Here is a 19647-nt window from a genome sequence, read left to right as displayed (position 1 = left end):
CCGTCGTGAACTGCCCGCTGATGGCTCTGGAGCATGACGTGTCGAAGTTCCTCCGGTTCGACGCGCCGCGGTTCGCGGTAGCCGACAGCTACGTTGTGAATGATGGCGTCGAAGGTCCCGAGTACGTTGACCTGATCTGCCACCGAACGCATCTGTTGCAGGCTGGCGAGATCGCCGGTGACGATGGCTTCGGCCCCAAGAAGTCTGCGATGGGCTGCTTCAGCGCGTTGGACACTGCGCGCATGTAAGACGACGGAGTGGTCCTGTTCGAGTAACAATTGCGCCACCATCAGTCCAAGTCCGTCTGAAGATCTGGCGATGAAAATGCGGCTCATATCGTTACGTCTCTTTCATGTGGTGGCGTGAGTGCAGGCTCAGCTTGGTTTTTGTGAGACCAGCGCCTGAAGAGCAGCCTGCAGCGTGGTGCAGGATTTTCGCGAAGCGCTCTCCGTGCTGCTGATCTGTTTCCACGTCTTGTACTCTGGATGGAAGGGCACTTCGGCAAGCATGCTCTGAACGGTGCGAATGTTTCCACAACCTTCGATCCACCGCATGTATTCGCCGTCTGCTGCCTTAGCCTGGGAGGGGGTGGCCTGAGAGTCCAGCGATAGAGTTGTTAGATACTTCCGCAGAATGGCCAGCTGTTCCAGAGTGACAACCGAGTCCGAATGTACCGTCTGATATCTCGGGGGAAGCATCGCACTAGCCGAATCTGATTGAAGGCGTCGAATAGGCCGACTTTTGCTGCACTTCGGGAAGAGCTCCGATCTCTGAAAAGTTCAGGTGCGCCCGGGCCTGAGTGGCAGGCATCCGGTTGGTTACAAACCAAGTTTCCGCCCTCAAGCTTGGGCGCAGGGAAAAATGGGTTCCCGTCTTTACCAGAGCACGGAGGCGTGACTACCTCGGTGCCTCTCGTCGGGACTTTAGGAGGCGGGTGAACAGGAGTCAACCTGTTGCTTAGATACCCCACACTTAGCTATTTGTAGAACCGTTCTATGCCAAAGGCTCCGTACCTTCCGATGCTGCTTCGATTCTTCGGGATTGGAGTGCTCATTTTCGCGGGACTTCAGTTCGTCCGGCCTGAACTGAAGAATCCACCGGTAAGCGCTGATATACAGGCTCCTCCTGAGGTCAAGGCAATACTCAAGCACTCTTGCTATAGCTGCCACTCTAACGAAACTGAATTGCCGTGGTTCGACCGATTAGTGCCAGCCTACTAGATTGTTTCTCGAGACGTACAACAAGGGTTTTCCACTACAGTGCGACACAGTTTGTTCGGTCAACGCTGCGACCAACTTCGACTCAGCCTTCCCCACGACGTAGAAAGACTTTTCAAACGCGCTCTAACATCCCACGCTGGCCTTAGTTACTTCCGCTTGGCGTCAGTTCTTGTCTGATAGGCAAAACGCACACGTAGGACTCCCCCGAGCTGAAAAGCTCAGGGGGAGTCTCCACCACGCTGCCAGCGCTTAATCGAGGGCACGAATTGGCGACCGACGCCATTGGCCCTGGTTTGCTGCCGCTGACGAAGTCCGGGTGTGCGGACTCCTCGCGCAGTTCGAGCTATTTCGAAACCGCTCGTGCGGCACTCTCAATTACATCTGCGACCTCTTTGGGGTGGGACACATAAACGCAATGACTCGCGCCTGCGACTTCGATCGTGTCGCTGTTGGCTCGCGCCGCATAAAACCGTTCGAGGTCCGGGTTGATCGTTCTATCCGCCCCAGCGACTACCATCCAACTCGGTTTTTCTCTCCATGCGGGCGTGGTGATGACTGCCTTGAAATTCACGGCGTTGTTGAATACCTGGGAGTGGGACATAAAGTCGGCCTGCTCAACAGGCAGATCGGCTGCAAAGAAAAAATGAAACTGCGTGGGGTCGAGATAAGTGAACCCATCTGTCGTCGTCTTTTCTGCGTCAGATTTGCTGAGAGCACTTGGGAAGAGCTTTCCATCCGCAGATTCACTTTCTCCCGCATCAGGCATGTGAGCTGCGACATACACCAATCCGACAACGGATGGATCGGTGCCCGCTTCGGTGACAACGGATCCCCCGTAGCTGTGTGCGACAAGGATGGTCGGTCCGTTTTGCAGTGCGAGGATACGCTTCACTGCGGTGACATCATCCTGAAACGACGTCTCCGGCTCTTGGACGATGCTGACGTTGAAGCCACGCTTGACAAGGTTGTCGTAAACGCCCCTCCAGCCCGAACCGTCCGCCCAGGCACCGTGGACGAGAACGATATTCTTCACTTCGGATTGCTGTGCTTGTAAGTTTAGGGGACTCGACAGGGCGGCAGCACATAACATTGTGGCGAATACGGCGAATCGATTGAACATAGCTGTCTCCAGTTCCTTTTTGTTGAGTTCTGCGGTGGGTTTCAAAGACCAAGAACCGTCTCTGCTGATGAGGCTGTCATCCAGCGGATGCGTTTGTCCTCACGCAACGTAGGACGCCCGTGGCGCGATTCGCGGCGTTGATTTGTTCTTATGGACGCCTCTGTCTTGAATAGCTCAATGCTCCCGAAGTAGGTCAGATGGGACCGGGAGTTTATGCGATCTGAGTTGGTGGGGCTTGAAGTTCTCCACTGGCGGGTCCGGAAATCGGACTCAGCGACGGTGATCTCCTCATGGATCGTCGCTCTGAATCGCCAGGGGTAAAGTATGCCACCTACGAGATGAAGGTCGAGAACTGGAACATGGGAACCCCGATTGACCGCCCGGCAACGGAGCCGGGCTAGCCACGGAGACTGGAGATGGTGAATCGACGGGGCGGAGCCTGCGTAGTAGTCCGAACACGGGAAAGCCGTGTGCATGGCGAAGGCAGGCAAGGAACTGACAGAGTTGCGAAGACGGAGGAACCATCCATGGACTTGGGTGATCAGGCTGATGAGGCTTGGCTCCTCAGCGTGCAATGCAAGCTCTATCAATGGAGCAGGACACATCCTGAAGACAGCTACCGCGACTTGTGGAACTGGATTACAGACCTCCGCAATCTGCGGTGCGCCTGGCGGAAAATCGCTCTAAACAAAGGGCGTCGTACTGCCGGGGTCGACGGGATGACAATAGCGGGAATCAAAGTGGCGATGGGTATGGAGTTGTTCCTCGAACAACTCCATGGCGACCTGAAGAGTGGCCGGTACAAGCCGAGCCCCTCACGGCGGAAGCTGATCCCCAAGCCACGTCAACCGGGGAAGTTCCGACCCCTCGGGATCCCGACCGTGCGTGATCGCGTAGTTCAATGCGCGGTCAAGAATATCCTGGAGCCGATCTTCGAGGCTGGCTTCTGGCATGTGTCGTACGGGTTCAGGCCCGGCCGAGGCTGCCACGGCGCCTTGGAGCATATCCGGATGTGCATGCGACCGCGAGCGACGGCAGAGGATGGCCGGCGTCAGAGGACGCCCTACCAGTGGGTCATCGAAGGAGATATCAAGGGCTGCTTCGACAACATCGATCACCATCAGTTGATGAAGCGGGTTCGCGCTCGCGTCATCGATGGCAAGGTCACGAGGTTGATCGCAAAGTTCCTGAAGGCTGGAGTTCTAGCGGACGGCTTCCTGCTTCCGACAGACAAAGGCACTCCGCAAGGTGGTGTGATCTCACCGCTGCTTGCGAACATCGCCCTCGGCATCATCGAGGAACGATACGAGCGGTGGACGCACCATCGTCGAAAACTCCAGGCCCGCCGCAAGAGTGATTCTACGACAGCGGCGTTGTGGGCACGCATGACGGACCGTAAAGCTGGACGGGCAGTGTTCTTCCCGATTCGATATGCAGATGACTTCGTGGTTCTTGTATCTGGTACTCGCGAGCAAGCTGAGCAGGAAAAGGCAGACCTTGCGAATTACCTGCGGGAGTCGATGAAGTTGGAGCTATCCATCGATAAGACGCGGGTCTCTGATCTGACCGAGGGCTTCCAGTTCCTCAGTCAACGGGTGCGCTATAAATGGCATCCGCGATTCGGTTATATGCCGAGGATCGAGATACCGACCAGCAAACGAGCGGACCTTCGGTACATGGTGAAGCAGATGACCAAGGGCGCTAATACGCTCTGGTCGCTGTCTGAGCTTCTCCAGAAACTTAATCCTGTTCTGCGGGGATGGGGAAACTACTATCGCTTCTGCACCGGCGCAAGCCGTCAGTTCGCCGCACTCGACTTCTATGTCGGGGACTGCATCTGGCGTTGGCTGATGAAGAAGCATAAGAAGCTCCATCACAAGAGGACACGGCTAGTGCGACTGCCGAGTCTACTTCGTCCTACTCGCAAGCTATGGCGTGAAGGCAATGTCGAGCAGTTCCTTCTCTCCATGCTGCGCGTGGAACGCTTCCGCAGAGGCTGGATGCGCACTCCTGCATACATCAGTGTTCCCGGAGAGCCGGATGCATAACGAAAGGTGCACGTCCGGTTCGGAGGGCGGGCATCAGAACCCGGCGGCAGCAATGCCGCACGGCGCTGATGCTCGACCCTACAAGGCTACTTCACCACCGGCGACGGCAAGCGCTGTGATCCGTTCACGATCACTGACGCGCATAGTCGCTTTTTGATTCGTTGCCAGATCGTCTCGCGTATGGACCTCAGCCAGGTTCGAGCGATCTGCGAAGCAGCCATGCGAGAGTACGGGGTCCCAGCACGGATCAGGACCGACAACGGCGCACCGTTTGCGGGCACGGGGCTTCTGGGGCTGTCGAAGCTCTCGCTCGGCTGGATGAAGCTCGGGATCGTGCATGAACGCATTCAAGCAGGCCGACCGCAACAAAACGGCCGCCATGAGCGGATGCATCGCACGCTGAAGGAGGACACGACGAAACCGCCTGCGGCATCCCTTCGCGCACAGCAGAGCCGCTTCGATAACTTTCGCTACGTGTTCAATAACGAGCGCCCGCATGAGGGCCTGCACAACCAAGTTCCCGCAAGTCTCTACATCCCTAGCTCGATCCGACTGCCGCGCAAGTTTCCAGAGTTTACGTACCCGAAGGCTCTCCTGCTGCGACGGGTGAACAATAGCGGCGACATCAGCTGGCACAAGAACAGAGTTTTCATCAGCGAAGTATTCCGCTTCGAAGAGTTAGGATTTGAGTTAATCACACCAGGGCTTTACAGAGTCTTCTTTCGAGACATGGAGATTGGAGAGCTCAATGTGGAAGAGCTTCGTTTTAGAGCTGCGCGAAGAGTGGTCTGAGCCTGCCGCCCAATACGAATCATTCGGCCACCCCTGACACCTTAAGTCGTCCTTTGATCGGTTTCTCGGCTGAGCGTGGATATCGACTTTCTCAACACACACGCCTGTTGGCGACAATTGAAAAGTTGGCGCCTGTACGAGAGGGGCTATTTCTCGTCTAGTTCCCGGCCCGTGAAACCATGGAGCCTAGCCGACTTTCATGAGGACCAGAATTCAGGCATGTTTGCTTGCGTGGGGCCAGCTTTCCTGATTCTTGGATAGCCTCAACTGCAAATGTCTCCGCCGCCCAGACCCGTCTTAACGCTTATGAGATTGGTTCGCGGAGTTACCGTCGGCGTTTACAGGCGTTCCCATCCAGACTCCCTTCGGAGCTACCCGACGCCGTCGATCACCTCGATCGCGGCCTATTTGGCGAGGCCGTCGCGGAAATCAATTGAGCGGATCACCCGGCCGTCCACATTGCGAATGGCCGATTTTCTAGATCGCGTAGACGGAATTTGATCAAATTAAGCGATCATCTCCGCCGGCGTGAAGAACCGGCCCCTAACGTATAGGCGGCTTGAGCACAGGCTCCAGGTAGCGCGCCAGCATTTGATTTAAGGCGTCGATCATTCGCGACCGGTCAGATGCCTTGCGACCTGCCAGAGCCGGCAGGAAACCTATCAAGGCGGTCAGGACAATTTCTGCACTCCAGAGAGCGTCCCGCTTATCGAGTTTGGGATTTCTTGTACTTAGCACCTTGGAGACGATGTCGATGAAGGTTTGAACGAGGAGGCGTTTTTGTTCGACGGTGTCCTTCGAAAGAGGAGCCTCTGCGTATAGAGTACGAAATGCAGGATGCTTCCGATGAAACTCGATCACGACTCCGGTGACCTGCCGGATGGCCTCTTCCAAAGACGCTGACGCAAGTTTCTGAGTGTCCGCAGCTCGTTCCTCTTTCGCCAGATCCATTGCGTAACGGGCCACGAGCGCATCGGCGATAGCTTCCTTGTCTGGAAAGAACTGATACAGCGTTGCCGGGGAAACCTTCGCTTCGGCAGCAATGGCGTTCGTGGTTGCCGCGTGGTAGCCAAGCTCTCCGAAAACGCTGCCGGCGGCGTCGAGCAGGCTTGCCACACGGCGTTCTCCCCGAACGTTTCGCTTCCGATCTGGGACAAAAACTGACATGCCTTGATGTTCTCACATTTTCCAAGTAAGTACTTGCATCCTTTCTTGAATATAAGTATCTACTTGTATATGGGCGGTATCGACGCTTCACTGGAGGCCGGCAATGAGCAAGTCGGATGCAAAGCAGCAAGGAACCATTGTCCTTACGGGCGTTTCGTCAGAAATCGGCTACGCCACAGCGAGCATCCTGGTCGAATCGGCATACTACGGGTTGTCTTAGCAGAACGGAACTCAGCACTCGTTCGGTCCGCTCCTCACTATAGAAAACTACGGAGAAAAACAAAGTGTCAGTCTGGAGAGTTGTGATGTTGTTCGTGGTGGTAACGGTAGCCGTCACTATGGGTCGCGCTCAACCGGCACGATCGAAAGCTACGAATGAGGCTCTGACCTTCAACTCAGACGGAGCACTGCGCTCCAAGGACACACATTGGCCGGAGGGCTTTCATCCGGAGCAGGCAGACCTGTTTGTTCACAACGAAATTGTTATCCACGCATCTTGCGACAAGGTCTTCGCCGATATCGCTGATGCTCAGGCTTGGCCTACGTGGTATCCGAACTCCCACAATGTCAAGCTGCTGAACAGCCCCGATGGAAAGCTGCATGAGGGAACGCAGTTTTCGTGGGACACCAACGGTCACCACGTTGAGAGCCGCGTGCATGAGTTCGTGCCAAACAGCCGCATTGGGTGGTTTGGCGACGCTCCAAGGACGAATGGCTATCACACATACCTTCTGTCGAAAACAACCGACGGTTGCCATGTTGTGACGGAAGAAGTTGTGAAAGGGCCCGGGGCAGTCGAACTACGCAAGAAGGAACCGGAGGCGATGCATAACGCACATGATCTCTGGCTGAGCAACCTCAAGCAACGCTCTGCGACAGATCGTAGCCCGGTTTTGTAAATCCGCACCAGTAGAACGCAGGATCACAATGGAGAACTTCAAATGCATTTCTTCGCACGTCGAATTCCGTTCAGCCATCTTCTGCTTGTCTGCACCTGTGCGGCGACTCTGGCAATCCCGCTTGCAGGATGTAAGTCCGCAGCAGACAAGAAACCGTCTTCACCGGCGGCAGTACAAGTAGCTGCGGTCATGCCCAAGCCCATCCGTCTGTCTGATGAATTCAACGGCCGCGTCGCATCCATCAATTCCGTAGATGTGCGGGCCAGGGTGACAGGCTATGTCGATAAGGTCGCGTATCGGGAGGGAGACAGCGTAAAGCGCGGTGATCTGCTGTTCGTCATTGATCCGCGACCTTTCCGTGATGCTCTCGACAGTGCAAAGGCGAGCCTGGAACGAGAGCAAGCAGCGGCGGCATTCGCGGACATTCAGGAGAAAAGGGCGCAAAAGCTGAATGCTTCCGAAGCGATTTCGCAAGAGGAATATCAAAATCGTGACTCCGATCTGTCGCAGAGCACTGCTCGCGTGCATGAGGCAGAATCTGCGGTTGCAACGGCGGAACTCAATCTATCTTTTACGGAAGTCCGATCTCCTATTGATGGACGGACCAGCCGGGCGCTGCTCACGCGCGGAAATCTTGCGCAAGCCGATCAGACAGTGCTAACCACCGTTGTGTCACAAGACCCCATCTATGTGTACTTCGATTGCGATGAGCAGAGTTATTTACGTTTCCAGGAGAGAGTACATCGCGGAAGCGGAGTGAGCTCGGCGAACCCCGTGCGTGTCGCGTTGGCCAATGAGACCGGCTTTCCTCATGTCGGCAGGATCGATTTTCTCGACAACGAGCTCAATCCATCGACCGGAACCATTCGTGCCCGCGTTGTCCTTCCCAATCCCGACCATCTCTTCGCCCCAGGTCTTTATGCGCGCGTTCAGCTCGAAAGCACACGTACCGTGCAGGCACTCATGGTGGATGACAAGGCGATTCTTACGGATCAGGACCAGAAGTATGTCTACGTAGTTGGCCCCGGTAACGTGGCGGAACGCAAAGATGTCGCAACTGGAGCCATAGCAGACGGCCTGCGTGTGATTCAATCTGGCCTCACTCCAGGAGAGAAAGTGATCGTCAGCGGATTGCAAAGGATTTACGTCGCTGGTACGCCTGTCACTCCGGCACAAGTCACGATGGGGTCTGTGACTGGCGGTAGTGCGACCGCTTCCACTCAGGCAGTGCAGAAGTAAGGAAGAGGCAGATCATGGATTTCTCAAAATTCTTTATTGACCGTCCGATCTTCGCAATCGTCCTATCCATCATCATCTTTTCTCTCGGATTGATTGCGATTCCTATGCTTCCTTCCGGGGAATACCCCGAGGTTGTCCCTCCCAGTGTCGTCGTCCGTGCTACCTATCCGGGAGCCAATCCGAAGGAGATCGCCGAGTCGGTGGCAGAACCGCTTGAAGAGGCGATCAACGGTGTGGAAGGCATTATGTACATGAAGTCTGTCGCGGGATCCGATGGCAGCCTTCAGGTCGTGGTCACCTTTCGGCCCGGGGTCGATCCCGATACTGCAGCCGTACGCGTACAAAACAGGGTCAGCCAGGCACTCTCGCGGTTGCCCGATGAGGTGCGCCAATACGGTGTGACGACACAGAAACAATCTCCCACGCCGCTTATGTATGTGAGCCTGTATTCTCCGGACAATCGTTACGACTCACTGTACCTGCGCAACTACGCGGTTTTGCATATCAAGGACGAGCTGTCGCGCCTGCCCGGTATCGGTGATGTCCAGATGATAGGTTCAGGCGACTATGCAATGCGTCTCTGGCTCGACCCGAATCAACTCGCCTCGCGCGGCCTCACCGCCTCCGACGTTGTCAACGCTGTGCGTGAACAGAACGTGCAAGTGTCAGCAGGCCAACTCGGCGCCGAACCCTCGCCGAACACAACCGACTTTCTGATCTCACTCAACGTGCGAGGCCGCCTCCGCAGCGCGCAGGAGTTTGGGGACATCGTGCTCAAGGATGGCGGGGACGGCCAGATCGTGCATCTCCGCGATGTGGCGCGGGTGGAACTAGGCTCCGGCGACTACACCATGGATATGTATTCCGACAGCAAAAAAGCTGAGGCGATAGGGATATTCCTTACCCCCGGCGCCAATGCTTTGGGTGTTGCCGATGCGGTGTATAAGAGGTTGCACGAGTTGTCTGCGGACTTCCCTACCGGTATGGCCTACAAGCCAATCTGGGACCCAACCGTGTTTGTGCGTGAATCGATTCGCTCGGTTGAGCATACGTTAGTCGAGGCCGTAGTGCTGGTCGTGCTGGTCGTGATTCTGTTCCTGCAGACTTGGCGCGCCTCCATCATTCCGCTCATTGCGGTGCCGGTTTCTGTGGTCGGCACATTTGCGTGGCTATATCTGTTGAGCTACTCGATCAACACACTGACGCTGTTCGGCCTGGTGCTGGCGATCGGCATCGTCGTCGATGACGCCATTGTTGTAGTCGAAAATGTCGAGCGCAATATTCAGGATGGTTTGAGTCCGCGTGACGCTGCCCACAGGGCGATGAGAGAAGTATCCGGCCCCATCATTGCGATCGCGCTCGTGCTCTGCGCGGTATTCGTACCTATGGCGTTTCTCTCCGGCGTGACCGGCCAGTTTTACAGACAATTCGCGGTAACCATCGCGATCTCGACTGTGATATCTGCGGTCAATTCGTTGACATTATCGCCGGCGCTCGCAGCAAAGCTGCTCAGAGGGCACGATGGGCACAAAGATGTGCTGGCGCGTGGCATCGAGCGCACGTTCGGCTGGCTGTTTCATCCGTTTAATCGCTTCTTTGAGCGTAGTTCAGAGACCTATCACGGCACGGTGGGGCGCACACTCCGACACCGAGGAGTCGTGTTCGCCGTATATGCGGTTCTGCTGGCCGCGACCGCACTGTTGTTCAACAAAGTTCCGGGAGGATTCATTCCGACCCAGGACAAACTTTATCTTTTCTCCGGGGCCAAGCTGCCTGAAGGTGCTTCGCATGCCCGCACAGACGCGGTTACGCGCAGGATGATCGAGGTAGCGCACAGTGTGGATGGTGTCGATATGGTGGCTGCGAACTCAGGCTTTAGTGCCCTGCAGCAAGTCAATACGCCGAATCTTACAGTGGCCTATATCATCCTCAAACCGTTCGATCAGCGGCGCCGCAGCGCAGCGCAAATCAATGCAGAGCTCAACGCCAAGTTTGCGAACATAAAGGATGGCTTTACCTATGCGTTGATGCCGCCGCCCATTCAGGGTCTCGGCAACGGCTCAGGATATTCGCTTTATCTGGAGGATCGAGCTGGGCTCGGGTATGGTGCTTTGCAGAACGCGTTGAGTACCTTCCAAAGCGCTGTCGCGCAAACACCTGGGATGAGCTATCCCGTCAGCTCCTACCAGGCCAATATCCCGCAACTCGAGATCAAGGTGGATCGAGTGAAGGCCAAGGCACAGGGGATTGCGTTAACCGATCTGTTCGACACCCTGCAGACCTATCTTGGCTCGGTGTATATCAACGACTTCAATGTATTCGGGCGTGTCTACCGGGTGATGGCGCAGGCGGATACCACCTATCGCCAGCGAGTGGAGGACATCGGCAATCTGCGCGTGCGCAATTCGCGAGGCGAGATGGTTCCCATTGGTTCGGTCGTGACGGTAGTGCCGACCTATGGGCCTGATCCCGTCATGCGTTATAACGGCTACCCCGCTGCCGACCTTATCGGCGATTCCGATCCCCACATCCTCTCATCTGGACAGGTCGTTACCAAACTGACGGAGATTGCCGACAAGGTGCTGCCCCGTGGCATCGTACTCGAGTGGACAGATCTGAGCTATCAGCAGGTGACCCAGAGCCACGCGGCCGCTGTCGTATTTCCACTCTCTGTGATGCTAGCCTTCCTCGTGCTCGCCGCTCTTTATGAGAGCTGGACGCTGCCGCTTGCAGTCATTTTGATTGTGCCCGTGTGCATGTGTGCAGCACTTCTTGGCGTGTGGCTCGAAGGTGGCGACAACAATGTGTTCGTGCAAGTGGGCTTAGTTGTTTTGATGGGCCTCGCTTGTAAGAACGCAATCCTCATCGTGGAGTTCGCCCGGGAGCTGGAGCTCCAGGGCAAAAGCATCGTCGAAGCGGCACTCGAAGCCTGCCGCATGCGTCTGCGGCCCATTGTGATGACCTCGATCGCCTTTATCGGTGGTTCTATCCCATTGCTCCTGGGGCACGGAGCCGGCAGCGAAGTTCGCGCCGCGACCGGCATCACTGTCTTCTCTGGAATGCTCGGTGTGACACTGTTTGGTCTCTTTCTGACTCCAGTGTCCTATGTAGCCCTGCGTACATGGACGAAGAAAGAGTTTCGCGAAGAATGGGCAGAGGGTCGCGAGGAAATGGAGGAGAGCAATGCTTAATCGCAAATCAATTCTAGCGACAGTGCTCTTGCTTGGGCTTACAGCATGTTCCGTTGGTCCCCGTTACAAACAGCCAACGCTCGCACTTCCGCAACAGTTCACCGCCCCAGATACGGCAAGCATTGGTGTCAGCCCCCATGCGGACGCGAGCGATCCAGAGTTCTGGCATAGTTTCAATGACCCAGAACTCAGCTCGCTTGTGCAGCGTGCGCTTACCGCAAATAACGATCTGCGCGCCGCGCTGGCCCATTACGACAGCGCCAATGCCTTATTGCGTGAAGCAAAATTCGACCGCTATCCCACGGTAACGATGAGCACGAACGTCGGAAGACAGAAGTTCAGCTCTTTTCAGGCGTTTGGCTATCCGCGGAATAATCGCTTTTTCAACCCAGAGATCAATGCAAGTTGGGAGCTCGATTTTTTTGGTCGCGTTCGTCACAACATAGAGGCACAACGCCAGCGGACTCTTGCGGATGCAAGTGATCTTGCTGCGATGCAGGTTACCGTGGTTGGAGACGTGGCAAGCACTTATATAGACCTCCGTGGACGGCAGGAACTTCTTCGGGTAGCGCTGGAGAACGTTGAGAACCAGCAGGAGACAGTACGGCTAGTTAATGCGACTTACTCAGCCGGTAGAGGGACACAGTTCGATACGGCCAGAGCACGCGCTCTTCTTGAGACAACGACCTCGCGCATTCCGGAACTGCTCGCTGCGATCGCACTCGATGAACATCGCCTTGCCGTGCTATGCGGGCTTTCCCCAGATGCTCTCGTCTCTGAGCTTGAAGTGGCGAGGCCACTCCCCGCCCTTCCTGGGAGTATCAATCCCGGAACACCAGCTGATCTTGTACGCCGTCGCCCCGACGTAAGCGCGTCGGAGGAACGCCTGCATGCCGCAACGGAACAGATCGGTATTGCCACGGCGGACCTTTTCCCGCGTGTCAACTTCGCGGGCCTTATTGGGCTGAACGAGTTTCATGGGGATACGCCATTTGACGGAGTCAGCGCTGTGAATCTGGCGGAATTGAACATCGATTGGTCTTTTCTCGACCGAGGAAGAGTTCGCGCTCGAATCGCCGCAAGCCGAGCCGATGGCGATGCACAACTTGTCCAGTATCAGCAATCGGTTCTCCTGGCTCTCGAGGATGTGGAGAACGCTCTTGTGAGTTATGCGAGGTCGCAGGACCGTGACGTTCAACTCCAGCTCGCGGCCAAGGATAGTAAACGTGCAGCCGATCTCGCCAGTGTTCGTTTCAAGAATGGAGCGACCGGCTTACTGGACCTGCTGGACGCACAGAGAGTTGAACTGCAGGCCGAAGATGCTTATGCGGAAAGCCATTCCAACAGCGCCCTTTCTGCCGTTCTACTCTACAAATCGCTTGCTGGCGGTTGGCCGCAAACTCTTCCTCCGGCTGCGAAAGGCGGAAGACCCTGAAAGATACACCCTCTTTTTATCGCAACCTATGAAACAACCTTCCTCTCTGGGGCAAAGAGTCGAATAGTGCACCTGCGATCGGGAACAATTCGAACGATAACTCAATCATCGGAGAACTGTATGAAGAGCTGGCAGTTGAAGAAAAGCGGAAACGAAAACCTTCACCTAATCGAGAGTCCGACGCCCCAGCCGCAGGCTGGCCAGATTCTCGTTCGCACCAAGGCCGTATCACTGAACTATCGCGATAAGCTCGTGATTGAAGACAAATATCCCGTGCCCATGTTATATCCTCTGGTGCTTGGATCGGACCTGGCGGGCGAAGTTGTCGCGGTCGGTTCCGAAGTATCTCGCCTCAAAGCGGGCGACCAAGTGATTTCCCTCTTTAGGCCGAAGTGGCTCCGTGGAGTGCCTTCGCCCGAGGCGATGCGCGAAAACCTCGGGGGCCCACTTCCGGGCGTGCTCGCCGAGTATGTCTTGCTCTCTGACCAAGGCGCGCTCGTCTATCCCGACTATCTGACACCGGCGGAAGCATCGACCCTGCCGGTGGCTGCAATTACTGCTTGGGTAGCGTTGTTCAAGCACGGCAATCTGAAGCCGGGAGAGACGGTTCTGCTTCAGGGAAGCGGCGGTGTCTCCCTGTTCGCTCTGCAATTGGCGGTGGCACATGGGGCTCGCGTGTTGGTGACTTCCAGAAGCCCAGGCAAGATTGCGCGCCTGAAACAATTGGGAGCGGCAGAGGTTATCGATACGAGTACGAACGCAACGTGGGATGAGGTCGTACTCGAGCTCACCCATGGACGCGGTGTCGACCACGTCCTCGAAGTCATCGGAGGGGACGCTGTACCCATGTCCATTCAGGCAGCAGCATGGGGAGGACATATTGCCTTGATCGGCATCATGGATCGTCCTACTACGACATTTTCGATTCTGGCCGCGATGGCCAAAAATTTACGACTTCAGGGCGTTAGCGTCGGCTCGCGAGACGACATGGAAGAGTTGCTGGCATTTGTTGAAAACCATCGAATCTCACCGATCATCGATGCCAGATACAGTTTCAACGCACTACCCGATGCCGTCGATCACCTCGATCGCGGTCCATTTGGCAAGGTCGTCGTAGAAATCAACGACGTGACAGGCACGGGCAGATCTCACAAACTTGCCTAGGGCCTCTCAAACTTGCGCTTCGGTTTATCCAGCATTGGCCGCGCGAAAAGTAGGCCATGGAAATGACAGAGTGTGGAAAGCATGGAAAGCCATGAAACCGGCTTCCCACTCTTCCCACACTCTTTGGAAATCCCTTCGGGATTCCCACATTCCCGCGGCCTCGACGACTGGATATATGTTTTCTCGTGTCCCCTCAACTCGAACCGTCGCTACCGCAAGGGGCTTGTAAAGAATGTCTCAGGTCCACAACGTAATGCATGTCCCGGTACACTCACTCCTTAGCAGGCTTGGTTTCCTTGGCTTTGCGCGCAGCGCATGAATGCTTTTGGGAGGGCGTTGCGGGAAGGAACGGCCCGCAGAGGAGGGTGTCGGAAGACGGCAGCCCGATCGCCGGCTGGAGCAGGGAGGAAACGTCCTCTCTTAAATCTGCGCTTTGTGTGGCATCATGGGTGGTATCATGCCTTTGTGAGAATTGTGCTCGATACGGCATCGTTCGTGACGGCTGTTCGGTCGAGCGATGGGGCTGCGGGAGAAGTGTTGCGGATGATATTTCGTGAAGAGCTCGTGCCTCTGATGGACCTCAAGCTGGGCTTGGAATATCGGGATGTCGCACTTCGTTCGGAACACGTTAGAGCGTCGGCGTTGAGCAAGCGAGAGATTTTGGAGTTGATCGAAGCAATGGAAGCCTTCGCGGAGCCGGTAAAAGTCGTGATGAAGCCCCGGCCCTTGTCCCCCGATCCGAGCGACGACATGGTTTTGGATGTTGCGATCAACGGACGGGCAGAGGCGCTGGTTACGAACAACACGAAGCATTTTGCAGGGGCAGGGAAGAGGTTTGGAATTCCGGTGCTTTCCCCGGCAGAATTGTTAGAGAAGATGAGGGAGGGGAACTGAGATGGCGACTGAAGCGCGTAAGACCGCAATTCCGAAGTTTCCGCTGCGGCTGATGCCGTCGGTGCGGCGAACCGCAGAGGTGTTTTCAGAAAAAGAGGGCGTCTCGTTGAACCAGTTCATCAATGTCGCGGTCGCTGAGAAGCTGGCGCACCTGGAACACGAGGAATGGATGCGAAACCGCAAAAAGCCGACGAAGGAACTTGCTGCTAGAGCATTGATCCTGCTCGATAAAGCTGGCAGCAATCCCGTGGAATCGGGAGACGAATTGCCTAAGGGCTACCGGGCTAAGCGCCGCTGAATGCCTCTCAAGCATCCGCAATTTGCTGATTCTAGTTGCACCGCATGTTGACACACGAGAGATATGGAAGTCATCGATAATGTAAATCGCTTCCTCGGGGACGACCTAAAGCGGTCGATTACTCCAAACGCCAGAGTCGCCATTGCTGCATCGAGCTTCTCGATCTATGCCTTTGAGGCACTCAAGCGAGAACTTGAATCCATAGAGTCTCTACAGTTCATCTTCACGACCCCCACCTTCGTTCCGAGTGAAGTCACGGACAAGGCACGCCGAGAAGTGCGAGAGTTTCATATTCCTCTGCCTTCAAGAGAAAAGGGATTCTTCGGAACCGACTTCGAGCTTCGCCTAAAGAACAAGCTCACCCAGCGTGCAATCGCTAAAGAGTGTGCGGACTGGATTCGACGGAGGGCTCAATTCCGTTCCAATCGGAGCGGCGCCCCCATGCAGCAATTCGTGTGTGTGAAGTCTACGGAAGAAGCTGTGTATATGCCCTTGCACGGATTCACCGCCGTTGATCTCGGGTATCAACAAGGGAATGCGGTCTCCAACTTCATCAGCCGCATCGATGAGCCCACGGCAACCCGGAGCTTCATTGAACTCTTCGATCAGATTTGGAAGGACGTAGACAAGGTGGCTGATGTCACCGACCTAATCTGTGACCACATCGCCTCGGTCTACCAGGAGAACTCGCCACAGCGTATTTACTTCTTGATGCTTTATAGCATCTTTAGTGAATTTCTGGAGGACATCAGCGCAGACGTCCTGCCAAACGAGCGTACCGGCTACCAGAACAGCGTCATCTGGCAAAAGCTCTATCACTTCCAGAAGGACGCCGCGACCGGAATCATTAATAAACTGGAAACCTTCAACGGTTGCATCCTAGCTGACAGCGTGGGTCTAGGCAAGACGTTTACGGCCTTGGCCGTCATTAAATACTACGAGCTTCGCAACAAATCGGTGCTGGTCCTGTGTCCTAAGAAGCTTGCCGACAACTGGCTAACGTACAAGGGCAATCTGAAGAACAACCCGCTACTGAAGGATCGTCTTTGCTTTGACGTTCTGTGCCATACCGATCTCCTCCGGGATCGCGGAGAGTCGCTAGGGCTCAAATTGAATCGCGTGAACTGGAGCAACTACGATCTGGTCGTCATCGACGAGTCGCACAACTTCCGCAACGACGACGCATTCAAAGATCGTGAAACCCGCTACCAGTACCTGATGAATAAGGTCATCAAGCAGGGCGTTCGCACGAAGGTGCTCATGCTGTCGGCCACGCCGGTCAACAACCGATTTAATGATCTGAAGAACCAGCTTGCTCTCGCCTATGAGGGTGAGCCAGAAACCCTCAGCTCAAAGCTGAAGGCGACCAGAAACGTTGACCAGATCTTCCGTCGTGCACAAGCTGCGTTCAATGCCTGGTCGAAATTGCCAGCGGACGAGCGCACGCCACAGGCGATTCTCGCCACTTTAGACTTCGATTTCTTCGAGCTCTTGGACTCGGTGACAATCGCTCGTTCTCGTCGCCATATCACGACGTTCTATGACACGACTGAAATTGGAGAGTTCCCAACCCGCCGCAAGCCGTTATCCTTCCACTCGCCACTCACTCATCGGCAGGATGTGATCGGCTTCAACGAGATTTTCCTAAATCTGACGACCTTGAAGCTGGGCGTCTACACGCCTGTGAGCTACATCCTGCCGAGTCGTCTGTCTCTTTACGAAGACCTATACGATACCGAGGTGAGCAGTGGCGGTGGAAAGCTGAAACAGATCGACCGTGAGAAGAGCTTGTGATCCCTGATGACCGTGAATCTCCTCAAGCGCTTGGAAAGTTCGGTTGCGTCGTTCCGCATCACGCTTAAGAAGCTCCAGCAGATTCACCTTTCGACACTAGGCCGCATCGAAAACTTCCGCAAGACGGGACAGGACGGCACCTTCGCGGACATTTCCGCAACATTCGAGGACGCCAGTCCCGACGAGGATCTCGAATTTTTCGATCCCGAAGAGGTGCCGCCCGATCAGCAGACCGGAGGTAAGGTGAATATCCAGCTCGGAGACATGGACCTCGCCTCTTGGGAGCACGACTTGAAGGCCGATCTCGGTTTGATCGAGACGCTCCTCAGTGAGATGGAAAAGGTCTCCCCAGCCGACGACGCCAAGTTGCAACACTTGAAAGAGCACATTCAGGCCAAGATCGAAGCTCCGATCAATCCGGGTAATCGCAAGGTGCTCGTCTTCACAGCTTTCGCGGACACCGCCGATTACCTGTACGAACATCTTTCGCCGCTGCTTCGAGAACGGTACGGGAAGCGAGTTCGCTTCTTCATCTACAACTCCAAGGAACTGCACGAGCTTGAGAGCTTCAGCGCCGACGCCGGCATCAACGTGATGGTCATCAACGCCCAGGCATTCAATGCTCGCGGCAAAGATGCACGGCGAATCTATGAGGAGCTGGACGACTTCCAAACACGCAGACCAATCGACGTGATCGCTCGGAATCGTCCAATCTTGATTTTGGACGAGCCCCAGAAGATGGAGGGAGCGAAGACGGTTGAATCGCTGAAGGAGTTCAAGCCTCTCTTCATCCTTCGCTACTCCGCCACGCACAAACAGGAACACAATAGGGTCTACCGGCTCGATGCTCTCGATGCCTACAACCGGAAACTGGTCAAGAAGATTGCAGTACGCGGCATCTCGCTCAAGGGGCAAGCCGGAACGAGCGCCTACCTGTATCTGCAAGGGATCGACGTTTTCAGAGACAAGCCACCAGTGGCCCGAGTCGAGCTGGAAATGCGTCGCGCCAGCGGCATCAAAGCCGATACACGCAACCTGGCCAAAGGCGATAATCTCCACGCGAAGTCTGGCGAACTGGACCAGTACAAAGGCTTCGTGGTCTCAGACATCAACGCACTCGACAACACTCTCAGCTTTACGAATGGAGTGGTGCTGTCCGCTGGCGATGCTGTGGGCGACGTGAACGAAACCGTGCTTCGCCGACTTCAAATTCGTGAAGCAGTTGCCGCCCACTTCGAGAAAGAACAGCAACTCTTTGCGAAGGGTATCAAGGTCCTTTCGCTCTTCTTCATCGACGAAGTTGCGAAGTATCGCGTCTATCAGGGAGATGAAGCGAAGCAGGGTGAGTACGCCCAGCTCTTCGAGGAGGAGTACAACGCCCGCCTGAACGAGATTCTCAGCCTAGAAGATAGCAAGTACAACCAATATCTCCGCGGCATCCCGACAGACCGAACACACGAGGGCTACTTCTCCGTGGACAAGCGGAGCAAGCGCTTGGTTGACCCTGAAACCGCGGCTCGCTCAACCGAGTCCGATGACGTAGACGCCTACGATCTCATCCTCAAGAACAAAGCACGGCTGCTTTCACTTGATGAGCCTGTGCGGTTCTTGTTTTCCCACTCGGCACTGCGCGAGGGTTGGGATAACCCCAATGTGTTCGTCATAGGGATGCTGAAGAAAAGTGATAACACGACGACCCGCAGGCAGGAAGTCGGACGCGGTTTGCGGCTCTCAGTCAACCAGAACGGCGATCGAATGGACGATCCAGCTACCGTTCACGAGTTGAATGTCCTCACCGTTGTCGCAAGTGAAGGCTACAAGGAATTCGTCGCCGGTCTCCAGAAGGACATCGCCGCCGTGCTCTCAGCCCGCCCGCAGAAGGCCGACGAAGCATTCTTCACCGGGAAGGTGCTCAAGACGGCGACGGGAGACGTTCCAGTCACGCCGCAAATCGCAACAATGGTCACGGCCTACCTCCTTGGCAATGATTACGTGGACGATGCTTACAGGATCACCCTCTACGACATTGGCGGGGACGCCCGTGTGAATGGAATCAGATTCGATGAGCACAGGACGGAACCGTGGAAACTGGGCTGGATCGACGTAGACATCAAGCTGGGAACGATCGGAGGAAGGAAACGATGAGTGAAGTGGATATGCAAGCGGAGCTGGAGCGCCTGCGGGCTGAGAATGCCCAGCTCAAGAGCAAAGACAAGGGCGGCCTCACGTTGAAGGTGAGCGAGAAAGGCGGGCTCTCCCTGTACGGCATGGGCCGCTTTCCGGTCACGCTCTACAAGGAACAATGGCTCCGCATACTGGCGAGTGCACCGGAGATCGAGGCGTTCATCCGCGAAAACGACTCCAAGCTGAAGGCGAAGGAGTAGGG

Annotated in this window: 15 protein-coding genes and 2 pseudogenes; 13 read left to right on the top strand and 4 right to left on the bottom strand. The window is 55.7% G+C overall.

Annotated elements, in window-relative coordinates; all coding sequences use genetic code 11:
• Positions 1–128: 128 nt before the first annotated feature.
• Together OHL23_RS28295 and OHL23_RS28290 are read right to left on the bottom strand one after the other, a co-directional pair.
• Positions 129–290: pseudogene (locus OHL23_RS28295) on the bottom strand (short-chain dehydrogenase); the annotation flags it as partial.
• An 84-nt stretch (positions 291–374) separates the two neighbouring features.
• A complete protein-coding gene (locus OHL23_RS28290; protein ID WP_263355451.1) occupies positions 375–698 on the bottom strand; it encodes a hypothetical protein in 324 nt (107 codons plus the stop codon).
• A 297-nt stretch (positions 699–995) separates the two neighbouring features.
• Here OHL23_RS28290 and OHL23_RS28285 point away from each other — a divergent pair, with 297 nt between their 5' ends.
• Positions 996–1220, top strand: a complete 225-nt coding sequence (locus OHL23_RS28285) for a heme-binding domain-containing protein (protein ID WP_317891737.1) — start codon at positions 996–998, stop codon at positions 1218–1220.
• A 343-nt stretch (positions 1221–1563) separates the two neighbouring features.
• On the opposite strand, the gene OHL23_RS28280 is transcribed toward OHL23_RS28285, so the two are convergent.
• A complete protein-coding gene (locus OHL23_RS28280) occupies positions 1564–2340 on the bottom strand; it encodes an alpha/beta hydrolase (RefSeq protein ID WP_263355450.1) in 777 nt (258 codons plus the stop codon).
• 527 nt (positions 2341–2867) lie between these two features.
• On the opposite strand from OHL23_RS28280, the gene ltrA reads away from it, so the two are divergent.
• Entirely contained in the window at positions 2868–4388 is a 1521-nt protein-coding gene (gene ltrA, locus OHL23_RS28275; RefSeq protein ID WP_263355449.1) for a group II intron reverse transcriptase/maturase, read from the top strand.
• Positions 4389–4457: 69 nt separating this feature from the next.
• Positions 4458–5180, top strand: a pseudogene (locus tag OHL23_RS28270) (integrase core domain-containing protein); the annotation flags it as partial.
• A 543-nt stretch (positions 5181–5723) separates the two neighbouring features.
• Here the strand turns inward: OHL23_RS28270 and OHL23_RS28265 are convergent.
• Positions 5724–6296, bottom strand: coding sequence for a TetR/AcrR family transcriptional regulator (locus OHL23_RS28265; RefSeq protein WP_263355448.1), 573 nt, complete (start codon positions 6294–6296; stop codon positions 5724–5726).
• 335 nt (positions 6297–6631) lie between these two features.
• Between OHL23_RS28265 and OHL23_RS28260 the strand changes: the two genes are divergently transcribed.
• The 10 genes from OHL23_RS28260 (at position 6632) to OHL23_RS28215 (ending at position 19645) form a co-directional block, all read left to right on the top strand.
• Positions 6632–7246, top strand: coding sequence for an SRPBCC family protein (locus OHL23_RS28260; protein WP_263355447.1), 615 nt, complete (start codon positions 6632–6634; stop codon positions 7244–7246).
• 42 nt (positions 7247–7288) lie between these two features.
• A complete protein-coding gene (locus OHL23_RS28255; RefSeq protein ID WP_263355446.1) occupies positions 7289–8485 on the top strand; it encodes an efflux RND transporter periplasmic adaptor subunit in 1197 nt (398 codons plus the stop codon).
• A 14-nt stretch (positions 8486–8499) separates the two neighbouring features.
• Positions 8500–11676 carry an efflux RND transporter permease subunit gene (locus OHL23_RS28250; RefSeq protein ID WP_263355445.1) on the top strand — a complete coding sequence of 1059 codons (3177 nt, stop codon included), beginning with the start codon at positions 8500–8502 and terminating at the stop codon, positions 11674–11676.
• On the top strand, positions 11669–13111 hold the full coding sequence (locus tag OHL23_RS28245) for an efflux transporter outer membrane subunit (RefSeq protein WP_263355444.1): 1443 nt from the start codon (positions 11669–11671) through the stop codon (positions 13109–13111). The genes OHL23_RS28250 and OHL23_RS28245 overlap by 8 nt, the downstream gene beginning before the upstream one ends.
• Before the next feature lie 120 nt (positions 13112–13231).
• Positions 13232–14275: a zinc-dependent alcohol dehydrogenase family protein gene (locus OHL23_RS28240; protein WP_263355443.1), complete on the top strand. Its 1044-nt coding sequence runs from the start codon at positions 13232–13234 to the stop codon at positions 14273–14275.
• A 315-nt stretch (positions 14276–14590) separates the two neighbouring features.
• Positions 14591–15169 carry a putative toxin-antitoxin system toxin component, PIN family gene (locus OHL23_RS28235; protein ID WP_263355442.1) on the top strand — a complete coding sequence of 193 codons (579 nt, stop codon included), beginning with the start codon at positions 14591–14593 and terminating at the stop codon, positions 15167–15169.
• 1 nt (position 15170) lies between these two features.
• On the top strand, positions 15171–15467 hold the full coding sequence (locus tag OHL23_RS28230) for a toxin-antitoxin system HicB family antitoxin (protein WP_263355441.1): 297 nt from the start codon (positions 15171–15173) through the stop codon (positions 15465–15467).
• Between the two features lie 63 nt (positions 15468–15530).
• Positions 15531–17261 carry an SNF2-related protein gene (locus OHL23_RS28225; RefSeq protein WP_263355440.1) on the top strand — a complete coding sequence of 577 codons (1731 nt, stop codon included), beginning with the start codon at positions 15531–15533 and terminating at the stop codon, positions 17259–17261.
• A 6-nt stretch (positions 17262–17267) separates the two neighbouring features.
• Entirely contained in the window at positions 17268–19406 is a 2139-nt protein-coding gene (locus tag OHL23_RS28220) for a hypothetical protein (RefSeq protein ID WP_263355439.1), read from the top strand.
• Entirely contained in the window at positions 19403–19645 is a 243-nt protein-coding gene (locus tag OHL23_RS28215; protein ID WP_263355438.1) for a hypothetical protein, read from the top strand. The genes OHL23_RS28220 and OHL23_RS28215 overlap by 4 nt, the downstream gene beginning before the upstream one ends.
• Positions 19646–19647: the final 2 nt, after the last annotated feature.

Origin of the sequence: Acidicapsa acidisoli (assembly GCF_025685625.1) — a bacterium.
Classification (GTDB): domain Bacteria; phylum Acidobacteriota; class Terriglobia; order Terriglobales; family Acidobacteriaceae; genus Acidicapsa; species Acidicapsa acidisoli.
Note: the sequence above shows the minus strand (reverse complement) of the source record. Positions and strands in the feature narration are given on the sequence as shown.

Bases quoted from the DNA above. Each gene is read 5' to 3' on its own strand.
- OHL23_RS28280 (WP_263355450.1), bottom strand. From the start codon at position 2,340: ATGTTCAATCGATTCGCCGTATTCGCCACAATGTTATGTGCTGCCGCC.
- OHL23_RS28220 (WP_263355439.1), top strand. From the start codon at position 17,268: ATGACCGTGAATCTCCTCAAGCGCTTGGAAAGTTCGGTTGCGTCGTTC.
- OHL23_RS28230 (WP_263355441.1), top strand. From the start codon at position 15,171: ATGGCGACTGAAGCGCGTAAGACCGCAATTCCGAAGTTTCCGCTGCGG.
- OHL23_RS28255 (WP_263355446.1), top strand. From the start codon at position 7,289: ATGCATTTCTTCGCACGTCGAATTCCGTTCAGCCATCTTCTGCTTGTC.
- OHL23_RS28290 (WP_263355451.1), bottom strand. From the start codon at position 698: ATGCTTCCCCCGAGATATCAGACGGTACATTCGGACTCGGTTGTCACT.
- ltrA (WP_263355449.1), top strand. From the start codon at position 2,868: ATGGACTTGGGTGATCAGGCTGATGAGGCTTGGCTCCTCAGCGTGCAA.
- OHL23_RS28225 (WP_263355440.1), top strand. From the start codon at position 15,531: ATGGAAGTCATCGATAATGTAAATCGCTTCCTCGGGGACGACCTAAAG.
- OHL23_RS28215 (WP_263355438.1), top strand. From the start codon at position 19,403: ATGAGTGAAGTGGATATGCAAGCGGAGCTGGAGCGCCTGCGGGCTGAG.
- OHL23_RS28245 (WP_263355444.1), top strand. From the start codon at position 11,669: ATGCTTAATCGCAAATCAATTCTAGCGACAGTGCTCTTGCTTGGGCTT.
- OHL23_RS28285 (WP_317891737.1), top strand. From the start codon at position 996: ATGCCAAAGGCTCCGTACCTTCCGATGCTGCTTCGATTCTTCGGGATT.
- OHL23_RS28240 (WP_263355443.1), top strand. From the start codon at position 13,232: ATGAAGAGCTGGCAGTTGAAGAAAAGCGGAAACGAAAACCTTCACCTA.
- OHL23_RS28250 (WP_263355445.1), top strand. From the start codon at position 8,500: ATGGATTTCTCAAAATTCTTTATTGACCGTCCGATCTTCGCAATCGTC.
- OHL23_RS28235 (WP_263355442.1), top strand. From the start codon at position 14,591: ATGAATGCTTTTGGGAGGGCGTTGCGGGAAGGAACGGCCCGCAGAGGA.